10 protein-coding genes are annotated in these 12,736 nt (G+C 63.7%); 8 read left to right on the forward strand and 2 right to left on the reverse strand.

The window, feature by feature from the left end:
* Positions 1 to 295: 295 nt before the first annotated feature.
* Both NKJ28_RS16740 and NKJ28_RS16745 read left to right on the forward strand, forming a co-directional pair.
* On the forward strand, positions 296 to 634 hold the full coding sequence (locus tag NKJ28_RS16740) for a hypothetical protein (protein WP_023675950.1): 339 nt from the start codon (positions 296 to 298) through the stop codon (positions 632 to 634).
* Positions 635 to 822: 188 nt separating this feature from the next.
* Positions 823 to 2,061, forward strand: coding sequence for a M24 family metallopeptidase (locus NKJ28_RS16745; protein ID WP_352577351.1), 1,239 nt, complete (start codon positions 823 to 825; stop codon positions 2,059 to 2,061).
* A gap of 9 nt (positions 2,062 to 2,070) precedes the next feature.
* Here NKJ28_RS16745 and NKJ28_RS16750 read toward each other — a convergent pair whose 3' ends face one another.
* On the reverse strand, positions 2,071 to 2,943 hold the full coding sequence (locus NKJ28_RS16750) for a helix-turn-helix domain-containing protein (protein WP_352541929.1): 873 nt from the start codon (positions 2,941 to 2,943) through the stop codon (positions 2,071 to 2,073).
* A gap of 106 nt (positions 2,944 to 3,049) precedes the next feature.
* Here NKJ28_RS16750 and NKJ28_RS16755 point away from each other — a divergent pair, with 106 nt between their 5' ends.
* The 6 genes from NKJ28_RS16755 to NKJ28_RS16780 all read left to right on the forward strand — a co-directional run bounded on the left by NKJ28_RS16755 (position 3,050) and on the right by NKJ28_RS16780 (position 11,352).
* The gene (locus NKJ28_RS16755; protein WP_023675947.1) at positions 3,050 to 4,321 is read left to right on the forward strand and encodes an extracellular solute-binding protein; all 1,272 of its coding nucleotides are present in this window, start codon (positions 3,050 to 3,052) and stop codon (positions 4,319 to 4,321) included.
* Positions 4,322 to 4,526: 205 nt separating this feature from the next.
* The gene (locus tag NKJ28_RS16760; RefSeq protein WP_254817930.1) at positions 4,527 to 5,387 is read left to right on the forward strand and encodes a carbohydrate ABC transporter permease; all 861 of its coding nucleotides are present in this window, start codon (positions 4,527 to 4,529) and stop codon (positions 5,385 to 5,387) included.
* The gene (locus tag NKJ28_RS16765) at positions 5,384 to 6,235 is read left to right on the forward strand and encodes a carbohydrate ABC transporter permease (RefSeq protein WP_023675945.1); all 852 of its coding nucleotides are present in this window, start codon (positions 5,384 to 5,386) and stop codon (positions 6,233 to 6,235) included. Before NKJ28_RS16760 ends, NKJ28_RS16765 begins: the two co-directional genes overlap by 4 nt.
* A gap of 8 nt (positions 6,236 to 6,243) precedes the next feature.
* A complete protein-coding gene (locus NKJ28_RS16770; protein ID WP_023675944.1) occupies positions 6,244 to 7,341 on the forward strand; it encodes an ABC transporter ATP-binding protein in 1,098 nt (365 codons plus the stop codon).
* 56 nt (positions 7,342 to 7,397) lie between these two features.
* A complete protein-coding gene (locus NKJ28_RS16775; protein WP_352570096.1) occupies positions 7,398 to 9,431 on the forward strand; it encodes an aldo/keto reductase in 2,034 nt (677 codons plus the stop codon).
* A 139-nt stretch (positions 9,432 to 9,570) separates the two neighbouring features.
* Positions 9,571 to 11,352 carry an NAD(P)/FAD-dependent oxidoreductase gene (locus NKJ28_RS16780; RefSeq protein ID WP_023675942.1) on the forward strand — a complete coding sequence of 594 codons (1,782 nt, stop codon included), beginning with the start codon at positions 9,571 to 9,573 and terminating at the stop codon, positions 11,350 to 11,352.
* A 154-nt stretch (positions 11,353 to 11,506) separates the two neighbouring features.
* Here the strand turns inward: NKJ28_RS16780 and NKJ28_RS16785 are convergent, their stop codons facing one another.
* Positions 11,507 to 12,736 (reverse strand): amidohydrolase/deacetylase family metallohydrolase, encoded by a 1,230-nt coding sequence (locus NKJ28_RS16785; protein WP_023675941.1) that lies wholly within the window; start codon positions 12,734 to 12,736, stop codon positions 11,507 to 11,509.

The following is a 12,736-nucleotide window of genomic DNA, read 5'->3' on the forward strand; positions in this document are numbered from 1 at the left end:
ATCTCACCGATGGCCGAGCAGCTAGGTTTCCTCGACCCTAGCCTGATGTCAGCCGACGCACACTGCGCTGTAGCGGCGCCGGATCTGCCGGCAGCAAAAATCCCGCCGCTGCGGTCGTCCGAAGTACGCTGTCGATAAAATTCAGGACTTTTGCGTATCGATTTCGGACCAAGGTCCGTCTTGTAGAATACTGTATTTGAACAAAGCTAGGTAACAGCCGACTTTCGGATTCGAAAGTCCTGACGTTTTTCATCTGAAACCCATCCTGGCGGGAGGGCGACTCGAAGGAGGAACTATGAAAACGCGCACCTGTCTATTCGCGACTGTAGCCGCTCTCACCCTTGTCGCATCTCCGGTACTCGCTGCTCCCGGGGGCAATGGCAATGGCAACGGCAATGGCGGCAGCAACGGTAACGGCGGAAACTCGGCTGGGGCCGGCTCGCAGGGACACGGAGCCGCCACTTCCGCCGCGGCCAAGGACAAGTCGACGACCGGCGTTGCTCATGCAATGGCGGTCGTTGCCACGACACCGGCCTCACCGCAGGCTACGCTGGCCTTGCAGGCAGCGCTGGATAGGAAGGCCGCGAAAGACGCGGCAGACACTGCCGACGACACTTCCGACGAAACCGAGTAAGCATTCGAAACAGACCACTCGTCGCGTTGAAAGCCGTGGTTCGCCGCGGCTTTTTTCGTTTCCCGACGACGAACTCTCAAGGTGAACAGCGCTTCCAGAAAAAAGCTGCTCCACGGCGGCACTGAAGCTACGCTAAGGCCAAACGCCGCCGCATCGGCGTCGGATTCGAGTGCATTCGAGGAGATCCCATGACCGGCTTTGTCGACCGCGAGCGCGCAACTGACCTGATGCAGCGCGCCGGCATCGAGGCGCTGGTGCTTTGCGAGCCCGAGGCGTTCCAATATGCCACCGGTGCCTGGATCGGCCCGGCCGGCCTGTTCCGGCGGGCCGGCGCCGGTTTCGTCGTTATTCCCAAGCGAGGCGACCTGCCGATCGGCGTCGTGGTGGCGGATTTCCAGGCTGCCCGGCTCCGGGCGGCGATGGCCGGCGCCGTGCTGCGCACGCATGCGATCTGGATCGAATCGGCGTCGCTCGAGCCGGCGACGGCTGACCGGCCTGTTGCGCAGCGCATCGAGGCCGGCCTGGTTGGCCGCGCTCCCGGTTTTTCACGTCCGGCGACCTTTGAGCTTGCCCGCTCCGTCCGCGAGCTGAAAACGATCTTTACAGAATTCGGGCTGGAGCGTGCGACGCTCGGCATCGAGCTGGATTTCGTCTCGGCCAGCGATTTTTCCGCGCTGCAGGCGATGTTGCCGGGCACTGCCCTGGTCAACGGCTCACCGGTTCTCGACAGGCTGCGGGCAATCAAATCGCAGAGCGAGATCGACCTTCTGCAGCAGGGCATCGCCCTGTCGGAAGCCGGCCTGTCGCGGCTGCAGCAGCATGCGACGACCGGCATGCGTCAGTCTGAGCTGGTCGCGCTTTACCGGCAAGGCGTCGCGGATGCAGCCGCCGGGTCGTCGCAGCAAATCTCGACGGCGGAATACGTCACGCTGGGCGCTCGCCCAAAAGGCGCCGACGCCGTCGCCGCCGCCGGCGATCCGCTGAAGGCCGACATGGTGTGCAGCGTGAACGGCTATGCCTCGGATATGTCGCGGAATTTCACCTTCGGGCCGCCGTCGCCCGAACAGGCCGAATTGCATGCGATAGCCGAACGCGCCTTCGCCGACGGGCTTGTCGCGCTTATGCCCGGAAAGCCGTTAGCCGCCGTGCATCGCGCCGCCAGCGAAAGCCTGGCGCGCCAGGGCCTGCGTTCCTATCGCCGCGGCCATTTCGGCCACGGCGTCGGCAATTCCGTGTTTTCCGAGCAATGGCCGTTCATCTCGGCCGACAGCACTGTCGTGATCGAGGCCGGCATGGTGCTGGCATTCGAGATCCCGCTCTACATCGACGGTCTCGCCAGCTTCAATCTCGAGGACCAGTTCCTGATCACCGCCAACGGGCCGTCGCCGATGAACCGCCTGCCGAGGCGCCTGGATATTATCGCTTGAATCCAGCCGTTATCTGGCGCCGGCCACGCCCCTGCGGAAATCCGACGGCGACATGCCGGAAAGCTTGCGGAACGACTTGTTGAAGGCACTGAGCGAGCCGAAGCCCGATTCCATGGCGACGCGCAGCACATTGGCATCCTGATGCATCAGCAGCGCCTGCGCGTAGCTGAGGCGCAGCAAATTCACATATTCATTGAGCGTCATGCCGGTCGATTTCTTGAAGATGCTCATGGCGTATTTGGGATGGATATCGGCCGCCGCGGCGATGTCGACGCAATCGATTTCGTAGAGGAAATTCTCGGCGATGAAGTCGCACATGCGCCCGACATTGCGCAGCGATTGCTGATCGAAGGGACTGCCTATCTCCTGTTCGACCGGGGTTTCGGGCACCAGCCGGTAAGGCTCGAAGCGCACCCGCTCCAGCCGCAGCAAAAGCTCGTTGACGGCATGCTCGGCCTTGACCGGATCGCCGGAGCGGGCATAGCGATTCCAGCGCTCGAAATTGTGGTCGTCCGACCGGTCGGTGGCGTCGGTCACCAGCGTCGCGCCGGTCATCAGCCTGTTGCGGACATCTACGGGCAAATGCAGCCGGAAGAAATGCACCAGTGGCAGATGCGCGCCGGCGTAGATGGCATCGTCGGAGGCTTCGTCCATCTGGTGCGGCAGGCCGCCCCAGAACAGGCACATGTCGCCCGCAGAAAGCGAAAGCCCGTGCCCATCCATGCGGTAATGCACGGCGCCACGCACGATGAAATTCACCTCGACCTGGGCGTGCCAATGCGGCTTGAGCATCACCAGGGGCTGGGTGTGGAACATCTGCAGCAGCAGCGGCAGGCCCTCCACGCTGCTGGCGCCAGGCTGGTAAAACGGCCTTTCCGGCATCTTACTTTCCGCTCATTTCTTATTCCCTTTGTCGCGGACAAGGCTTTCCCGAGGCCTAGTCTAGCCACGCTCGCAAACAGAGAGCAACTGAAATGGGAGGATTTCAATGCGCATAAAATTGACCTGCGCCGCGCTCGCGCTTGCCTTGGGCTCCAGCCCGGCCTTTGCGCAGTCCGGTGAAATCACGATCTGGAGCTGGAATATCGCCGCTTCGTCGCTGAAGGCCACCATAGCGGGCTTCAATAAGCAGTATCCCGACATCAAGGTGACGGTCGAGGACCTTGGCAACCAGCCGACCTACGACAAATCAATCGCCGGCTGTGCCGCCGGCGGCGAGGGGCTGCCTGACATCGTTACGATCGAGAACGGCGAAGCCGAAAACTACTGGAGCCAGTTCCCGGATTGCTTCGTCGACCTGCATACGCTCGGCTACACCGCGGAAGACCAGGCAAAATTCCCCGACTTCAAGCGTACCGAGCTCGAGGTTGACGACAAGGCCTATGCGATGCCCTGGGATTCCGGTCCAGTGGCGATGTTCTACCGCCGCGACTTCTACGAGAAGGCTGGCGTCGATCCGTCCTCGATCAAGACCTGGGACGATTTCATCGCCGCCGCCAAGAAAATCCAGGCCGCCAATCCCGGCGTCACGATGACCAACGCCGATTTCAACGGCGATTCCGAATTCTTCCGCATGATCTCCAACGAGCAGGGTTGCGCCTACTTCTCCGCCGACGGGCAATCGATCACGGTCAACCAGCCCAAATGCGTCGATGCCATGACCAAGATCAAGGAGATGAAGGATGCCGGCATCATTTCCTCAGCCGACTGGAGCACCAAGATCACCAACAACACCGCCGGCAAGGTCGCCACGCAGATGTATGGCGGCTGGTATGAAGGCACCGTGCGCACCGAATCGCCCGATGGGGCAGGCAAATGGGGCGTCTATCTGATGCCGAGCCTGACCGCCGACGGTCCGCGCGCCGCCAATCTCGGCGGCTCCTCGCTCGCCATCACCTCGGTGTCGAAGAACAAGGAAGCCGCCTACGCCTATCTGAAATACACGCTTGCGACGAATGAGGGCCAGATCACCATGCTGAAAGGCTTCGGCCTGGTGCCGTCGCTGATCTCGGCGCTCAACGACCCTTATGTCTCCGAAGGCCTGCCCTATTGGGGTGGCCAAGCCGTGTGGAAGGACATACTCGGCACCTTGCCCAAGGTCGTCCCCAGCCGCGGCACGCCGTTCCAGAGCGACGCCGAAATCATCATCCGCGCGGTGCAGACCAAATATCTGGCCGGCGGCTATCCCGACGCCAAGGCAGCGCTCGACGATGCCGCAAGCCAGATCGCCGCGGCGACCGGCCTGCCGGTCAAGTCGTGATCTAGACGAGGCGGCTCCGAGCGCGCGGCTCCCCTTCTCCCCTTGTGGGAGAAGGTGTCGCCGAAGGCGACGGATGAGGGGTGCTCCAGCTTGGCGGCGGCGGCACTCCGGGCATCACCCCTCAACCGTCTCGGCGCTACGCGCCGATCCACCTTCTCCCACAAGGGGAGAAGGCAAGAACTTGAAAGCAGAAAGGAGGAAAACGATGCGCTACCAGAACGCCACGGCGTATCGCTTTCTCGCGCCGTATCTGCTGATTTTTTCGATCTTCTGGCTGTGGCCGATCATCGATTCCTTCCTGATCTCGTTCCAGGCGACGCGCACCGTGCCGTGGCGCTTCGCGCCGACCTTCAACTGGGGCCGGCTGATCGGCGATCCGGCCTTCTTCAATGCCTTGAAGAACACATTGCTGATCCTTGTCATCCAGGTGCCGGTGATGATTTCGCTGGCGATTGTGATGGCGGTGCTTTTGAATTCGCCACTGCTCAAGGCCCGTGGCCTGTTCCGCTTTGCCTTCTTCGCGCCGGTCGTGGTCGGCGAGGTCGCCTATTCGGCGGTTTTCCGGCTGATGTTCAATCTCGACTACGGCATCATCAACAAATTGCTGAACAGCATCGGCCTGCCCAGTGTCGACTGGTTTACCAACGTCACCCCGGCGATGGCGGTGATCATGATGGCGGTGACGTGGCGCTGGGCCGGCTACAACGCCATCATCCTGCTCGCCGGCCTGCAGTCGATTCCCGAGGATGTCTACGAGGCGGCGACCCTGGACCGGGTCAGCAAGGTCAAACAGTTCTTCTATATCACGCTGCCGCTGCTCAAGCCGATCATCGTGTTCTGCGCCGTGCTGTCGATCATCGGCACCATGCAGCTGTTCACCGAGCCCTTCCTGATCACCGAGCGTGGCGGGCCGGGCGGCGGCACCGAAACGCTCGGGCTGCTGCTTTACCGCCAGGGCTTCCGGTCGCTCAATTTCGGCTACGCTTCGGCCGTCGCGTACACCATGGCCGGGCTGGCGATTGCCATTTCGCTGGTGCAGATATGGCTGACGAGGGAACCGAAATGACCTCGCACTCAAGAGTCAGCCGTTCCCAGGCCAGATTGGGACGCAGCATCGCGCTGCATCTGTTCCTGACGCCGCTGGCGCTGGTCTGGCTGTTTCCGCTGTGGATGATGGTGGTTTTTTCGACGATGCCCGACAACGGCATCTTCAGCCCCGACATCGAGCTTTTGCCGCATGGCAATTTCCTCGACAATGTCAGCAATCTGCAGCGCGGCACCAATTTCATCGGGGCCATCGGCATCTCCGTCTCGGTGGCGGTGACCTATACCTTCCTGTCGGTGATGCTGACCTCGATGGCCGGCTGGGCGCTGGCGCGTTACAACTTCTTCGGCAAGGGCATGGTCGTCGCCATCATCTTCGGCACCATCACGCTGCCCTATGCGGTCGTGCTGATCCCGCAATTCATCATGGTGGCGCGCGACTTCAAGCTCGCCAACACTTGGGTGGCGCTGATCGTGCCGCCGCTGTTCAATTCGCTGGGCGTGCTCTTCATGCGGCAGAGTTTTTCGATGATGCCGCACGAGCTGTTCGACGCCGCCAAGGTCGAGGGCGTCAAGGAATGGCGGATATTCCTGTTCGTCGCACTGCCTCTGGCGCGGCCGATGCTGGCGGCGCTCGCCATCATCCTCTTCCTTGCCTCCTGGAACAACTATCTCTGGCCGCTGCTGATCAATTCCAAGCCGGGCGCAATGACCGCGCCCGTGGCGCTCGGCACGCTGATCGGTCTCACCAAGGTGTCCTGGGGCGGCATTATGGCGGGCGCGGTGATGCTGACGGCGCCAATGCTCGTCGTGTTCGTGCTTCTGCAGCGCCATTTCGTTGCCGGCATCGCCGCCGGCGCCATCAAGTAAGGATCAGCATGGCGGCAGTCACACTCAAAAACGTCATCAAGCGCTTCGGCGTCTTCGAGATCGTCCACGGCGCCAATATCGACATCGATGACGGCGAATTCGTCGTCTTCGTCGGCCCTTCCGGCTGCGGCAAGTCCACGCTGCTTCGGATGATCGCCGGGCTCGAGGACATCAGCGACGGCGAGATCGCCATTGGCGGCAAGGTGGTGAACGACGTCGAGGCGGCCGATCGCGGCATCGCCATGGTGTTCCAGTCCTACGCGCTCTATCCGCACATGACGGTCGAGCAGAATCTGAGCTTCGGCCTGAGAATGACCGGCAACCCCAAGGCAGATACCGAGCGGCGGGTGAAGCGGGCTTCCGAAATCCTGCGCATCGCCGAGCTGATGAAGCGGCGGCCGCGGCAATTGTCGGGCGGCCAGCGCCAGCGCGTCGCCATCGGCCGCGCCATCGTGCGTGAGCCGCAAGTGTTCCTGTTCGACGAACCGCTCAGCAATCTCGATGCCGAGCTCCGGGTGCAGATGCGCGTCGAGATATCGCGCCTTCATAAGGAACTCGGCGTTACCATGGTCTATGTCACGCACGACCAGACCGAGGCGATGACACTGGCCGACAGGATCGTCGTGCTCAACGCCGGCAATATCGAGCAGATCGGCGCGCCGCTCGATCTCTACGACGACCCCGCCAACCGCTTCGTTGCCGGCTTCGTCGGCTCGCCGAAAATGAACTTCCTGGCGGCAAAAATGGTCGGGGCCGACAACGGTGCGGCGGTCGTCGAACTGGTCAATCATCGCGGCGCGCGACTGCGCAAGCCGCTTTCGGATGCCTTGCCTGCAACAGGCGGCGATGTTGTGCTTGGCGTGCGGCCGGAGCATTTCTTCGATGCCGGCCAGGGCGATTGCGACCTTACCCTCAAGGCCGACGTCGCCGAGCACTTGGGATCGGTGAGCTATGTCTATGCCAATTCCGGTACCGGGGGCGGACGCGAGGAACTGATCATCGAGCGCGAGGCCTCGCGGCATCGCGCGAACGGCGACGACCTGGTGGTGTCGATCAAAGCCGACCGCTCGCTTCTCTTCGACGCCACCGGCGCACGCATTCGCTAACCCATCTTTCTTTTGTCCGATCGCGATTGCTCGCGGCCACCCCACGGAGATTTGACATGACGTCCAAACCAGAAAAAGTTCGCTGGGGCATTCTCGGGCCCGGCAACATCGCCAAGGCTTTTGCCGGGGGCGTCGCCCATTCGCGCACCGGCACATTGGTCGCCTTAGGGGCGCGCAATCCCGGCAAGGCGGGGCTCACCGAGGCTTTCCCCGGCGCTCGCATCCTGGACGGCTACGAGGCTTTGGTTGGCGATCCGGATGTCGACGCGATCTATATTTCGACGCCGCATCCGAGCCATGCCGAATGGGCGATCAAGGCGGCCGAGGCCGGAAAGCACGTGCTTTGCGAAAAGCCGCTTGGCCTGACCGCATTCGAAGCCGACGCCATGATCCATGCCGCGCGCAAGGCCGGCACCTTTCTCGGCGAAGCCTTCATGTACCGGCTGCATCCGCAGACGGCCAAGCTGGTCGAGCTGATCAGGGCCGACGCGATCGGCGACATCAAGATGATCAAATCCAGCTTCGGCTTCGCCATGCCGGGCTTCATGCCGGAGCACCGTCTCTACGCCAAGGATCTCGCCGGCGGCGGCATTCTCGATGTCGGCGGTTATCCCGTCTCGATGGCGCGGCTGATTGCCGGCGCAGCAGTGGGAAAGCCCTTCGCCGAGCCGGACAAAGTCGTCGGCGCTGCGCATCTCGGCCAATCCGGCGTCGACGAATGGGCGTCGGCGCTGTTGCATTTTCCGGGCGGCATCGTCGCGGAAGTGTCCTGCAGCATCTCGCTCGCTCAGGACAATGTCTTGCGTATTCTCGGCAGCAAAGGCCGCATCGAGGTGGCGGATTTCTGGTATGCCGGCGGCCAGCAAGGCGGCACCGGCGAAATCCGCATCATCCGTCCGGGTGACACTGAGGTGGTCGAGGTCACGGAGGACGGCTGGCTGTACGCATTTGAGGTCGACGCCGCCGGCGAGGCCATTCTCGGCGGAAAGCAGGAGTTCGCCTGGCCCGGCATGGGCTGGGCCGACAGTCTCGGCAATCTGCGCGTGCTCGACAAATGGCGGGCCGCAATCGGGCTCGAATACGACATCGAGAAACCGGCAAAGCGCGTCAACACGATCTCCGGACGGAAGCTGCGCTCCGGCGGAACCGCCATCCCCAAGCGCAGCATTCCGGGCCTGCCGCGGCCGGCCTCGTGCCTGGCGCTCGGCTTCGAGGATTTCCGCACCTTTTCGTCGGGCGCCATCCTGCTCGATGCTTATTTCGAGGCCGGCGGCAATCTGTTCGACACCGCCTTCGTCTACGGTTCCGGCTATACCGAGACGCTGCTCGGCCAGTGGCTGAAGAACCGCGGCGTGCGCGAGCAGTCGGTGGTCATCGGCAAGGGCGCGCACTCGCCGCTCTGCTATCCCGACGTCATCGGCAAACAGCTCACCCAGTCGCTCGAACGGCTGCAGACCGACCATATCGACGTCTATTTCATGCACCGCGACAATCCGGATGTGCCGGTCGACGAGTTCGTCGATGCGATGGACCGCGAGGTCAAGGCCGGCCGCATTCGCGGTCCGTTCGGCGGCTCGAACTGGACGATGGAACGCATGGACAAGGCGATTGCCTATGCCGAGCGCACCGGGAAGCAGAAGCCCGGCGCGCTTTCCAACAATTTCTCGCTGGCCGAAATGCTGGAGCCGATCTGGGCAGGCTGCGTCACCTCCTCCAGCGACGAATGGAAGACCTGGCTCACCGCCCGGCAGATGCCGAACTTCGCCTGGTCGAGCCAGGGCCGCGGCTTCTTCACCGACCGCGCCGGCCGCGACCGGCGCGACAATGAGGAGCTGGTCCGGGTCTGGTACTCGGAGAAGAATTTCGGCCGTCGCGACCGCGCCATCGAGCTCGCCAGACGGCTGGGCAAGAGCCCGATCCACGTCGCGCTCGCCTATGTCCTGGCGCAGCCCTTTCCGTCCGTCCCGCTGATCGGGCCGCGCACGCTCGACGAATTGGAAGACAGCCTCCAGGCGCTCGACATTTCACTTTCGCCGGACGATCTTGCATGGCTGGATAGCGGTTCGGATCAGGCCCGCGCGCGGGCCTGACGGCAGCGGCAGTCGCTTCGGCCTACGCTGCGCCCTTAGCTTCCGGACTGTTTGCACGGCCCTTACCCTCTCCCGCAAAGAACCGGGAAAGGGTAAGAATGAGGGCAGCGCAAACGTCACTGGAAGTTAGGGAAGACAGATGCTCGACATCGCACCGACGAAACAGGCGGCCACCTGGCTTGGTTCTTTTGCGCGAGCACTCGAGGCCGGCGACGTCGAGGCCGCAATCAACCTGTTCGTCGAGGACTGCTACTGGCGCGATCTCTTGACCTTCACCTGGAACATCAAGACGATGGAAGGCCGCGCCGCGATCCGCGACATGCTGGCGGCGACGCTGGCAACGACAAAGCCTGCCCGATGGCAGCTCAGCGGCGAAGCGACTTCGGACGAGGGCATGATCGAAGCCTGGTTCAGCTTCGAGACGTCATCGGCGTGGGGTCAAGGCGTCATGCGCCTCAGGGACGGCAAATGCCGGACGCTGTTTACGGCGATGAGCGATCTCAAGGGGTTGGAGGAGCGCAAGGGCCCGGCGCGGCCGCTGGGTGTCCGCCACAAGGCAGACCCGGAACGCGAAACCTGGCTGGAGGCGAGGCGCCGCGAGGCGCGTGACCTCGGCGTTAGCCAACAGCCCTACTGCCTGGTTATCGGCGGCGGCCAGGGCGGCATCATGCTGGGGGCGCGGCTCAGGCAATTGGGCGTGCCGGCCATCGTCATCGAGAAGAACACCCAGGCCGGCGATTCCTGGCGCAATCGCTACCGCTCGCTCGTGCTGCACGACCCGGTCTGGTACGACCATCTGCCCTACATCCCGTTTCCCGAGAACTGGCCGGTGTTCACGCCCAAGGACAAGATGGGCGACTGGCTGGAGATGTATACGCGCGTCATGGAGCTCAACTACTGGACCTCCACGACATGCGTCAGCGCGTCCTATGACGAGACCGAAAAGGTCTGGACGGTCGAGCTCGACCGCGCCGGCGAGCGCATCACGCTAAAGCCGAAGCACATCGTCTTTGCAACCGGTGCTTATGGCCCGCCCAGGCGCATCGACCTGCCGGGCGCCGAGGTCTTCGACGGCGAAATCCTGCATTCCAGCCAGTATTCCAGCGGCGAAAAATTCCGCGGCAAGAAGGTCGCCGTCATCGGCGCGGCAAGTTCCGGCCATGACGTCAGCGTCGACCTCTGGGAGAGCGGCGCCGAGGTGACCATGGTCCAGCGCTCGCCGACGACGGTGGTCAAGTCGGACACGCTGATGGAGATCGGTTTCGAGATCTTTTCGGAAAAGGCGCTGGCCCGCGGCATCACCACCGAGAAAGCGGACATGATCGTCGCCTCGACGCCGTTCGCGCTGCTGCCGCAAGGCCAGCGGGCGCTTTACGACATCATCAAGGCGCGCGACGCGGCCTTCTACGATCGCTTGCGCGGCGCCGGCTTCGCCATCGATTTCGGCGACGACGAGACCGGGCTCCTGATGAAGGCCTACCGCACCGGCTCGGGCTTCTACATCGATGTCGGCGCTTGCGACCTGATCATCGACGGCGAGATCGGCATCCGCAGTGGCGTCGGGATCAAGTCGCTGACGCAGACAGGCATCCTCTTCGACGACGGCACCGAACTGGCGGCCGACGCAATCATCGCCTGCACCGGCTATCTCTCGATGAACGAAACCGTGGCGGCGATCGTCTCGCGCGAAGTCGCCGACAAGGTCGGCCCGTGCTGGGGGATTGGCTCGGGCGTGAAAGGCGACCCGGGTCCGTGGCAAGGCGAATTGCGCAACATGTGGAAGCCGACGGCACAGGAAGCGCTGTGGTTCCACGGCGGCAATCTGGCGCTGTCGCGCTTCTATTCGAAGTACGTCGCGCTGCAGATCAAGGCGCGCATGGAAGGCATTGCGACGCCGGTCTATGGAGCGCCGGGGCGGTGACGGCCGATCTCCCCCCTTGAGGGGGAGATGGCCGGCAGGCCAGAGGGGGGCGCCGCGCGTCGAGCGCCAACCTCCATCCGTTGCAGGAAGACGAGCCCGGTCGAACCGACCCCCTCTGTCGCCTTCGGCGACATCTCCCCCTCAAGGGGGGAGATCACCCACGCCCGAAATGCCGGCTCGCCACATCGACATGAGTGTCGTGCGCATGCGCTTCGAAGCGTTCGGTCTCGCCGAGATCGTCCACCGCCTCGTTCGGCCACCAGCTGCCGCCGACCACGATTCCGTCCGAGACCAGCCTTTGCTCGGCGACCAGCGAGGCGCCGACCGAATCGACAAAGGTGAAGCGGCCCGGACGCAGCCGCAACACCGCGATGTCGCCGACCGCACCCACCGCAAGCCTGCCGAGATCGGGCCTGGCGATCGCTTCGGCAGGGCGCTGCGTGGCGGCGCGCAGCACCTCGACCAGCGGCATGCCAAGCGCCAGCAGCTTCGACATGCAGACCAGGATGTCGAAGGCCGGCCCGTCGACGCAGTAGAGATGCACGTCGCTGCTGATCACGTCCGGCGCCAGCCCCTCGCTGAGCATCGCTTTCGCCACTTCGAAATCGAACGAGCCCATGCCGTGGCCGATGTCGAAGATGACGCCGCGCTCGCGCGCCAGCCGCATATCTGGCCGCACCGCCCCCGAGGCGAAGACCGGCGCGTTGGGAAACGGCCGGAAGCAGTGGGTGAGGATGTCGCCCTTGCGCAGCCGCGGCAGCACTTCCGAGCGGCCCGGCGGCGGCTCGTCTATGTGCGCCATCAGCGGCAGGCCGGCTTTGTCGGCGGCTTCGAGCGCGAGATCGACCGGCGCGATGCCGCTGGTGCCGCCGGCATGGCGACCCGAGCGGACCTTGACGCCGACAACCACGTCCGCGTGCTCGCGAGCCGCCGCTACCGTCTCGCGCGGTTCGCAGAGCCGGAGATCGCTACACTCGCCGACCGCCACGGTCTGCGAGAAGCCGAATATGCCGGCAAAGGAAATGTTGACATAGGCCAGGATGCGGACTTTCGAGCGCTCGATGACGTGGCGGCGAAAGCCGAGGAAATTGCCGGCGCCGGCACTTCCGGCATCGATGAAGGTGGTGGTGCCGCTCTTTGCGGCGAGCCGGTCGGCATCGACGCCGAGCGACGTGCCGCCCCAATAGACATGGCTGTGCAGGTCGATCAGGCCCGGCGCGACGATGGAGCCCGTGGCATCGATGACGCGGGCGGCACGTTCGAAGGGGATTTCGGTGTCGATCGCGGCGATACGGCCGTCGGCAATCGCCAGATCGCTCTGCGCGTCGAGGCCGGACGCCGGATCGATGAGGCGGCCGCCTTTTATCAGGAGATCGAATTGCAT

Source organism: Mesorhizobium sp. M0145 (assembly GCF_040322355.1).
Lineage (GTDB): Bacteria > Pseudomonadota > Alphaproteobacteria > Rhizobiales > Rhizobiaceae > Mesorhizobium.

Excerpts from the sequence above, each read along its gene's own strand:
- NKJ28_RS16740 (WP_023675950.1), top strand. The coding sequence starts at position 296 with ATGAAAACGCGCACCTGTCTATTCGCGACTGTAGCCGCTCTCACCCTT.
- NKJ28_RS16745 (WP_352577351.1), top strand. The coding sequence starts at position 823 with ATGACCGGCTTTGTCGACCGCGAGCGCGCAACTGACCTGATGCAGCGC.
- NKJ28_RS16750 (WP_352541929.1), bottom strand. The coding sequence starts at position 2,943 with ATGCCGGAAAGGCCGTTTTACCAGCCTGGCGCCAGCAGCGTGGAGGGC.
- NKJ28_RS16755 (WP_023675947.1), top strand. The coding sequence starts at position 3,050 with ATGCGCATAAAATTGACCTGCGCCGCGCTCGCGCTTGCCTTGGGCTCC.
- NKJ28_RS16760 (WP_254817930.1), top strand. The coding sequence starts at position 4,527 with ATGCGCTACCAGAACGCCACGGCGTATCGCTTTCTCGCGCCGTATCTG.
- NKJ28_RS16765 (WP_023675945.1), top strand. The coding sequence starts at position 5,384 with ATGACCTCGCACTCAAGAGTCAGCCGTTCCCAGGCCAGATTGGGACGC.
- NKJ28_RS16770 (WP_023675944.1), top strand. The coding sequence starts at position 6,244 with ATGGCGGCAGTCACACTCAAAAACGTCATCAAGCGCTTCGGCGTCTTC.
- NKJ28_RS16775 (WP_352570096.1), top strand. The coding sequence starts at position 7,398 with ATGACGTCCAAACCAGAAAAAGTTCGCTGGGGCATTCTCGGGCCCGGC.
- NKJ28_RS16780 (WP_023675942.1), top strand. The coding sequence starts at position 9,571 with ATGCTCGACATCGCACCGACGAAACAGGCGGCCACCTGGCTTGGTTCT.
- NKJ28_RS16785 (WP_023675941.1), bottom strand. The coding sequence starts at position 12,736 with ATGCAATTCGATCTCCTGATAAAAGGCGGCCGCCTCATCGATCCGGCG.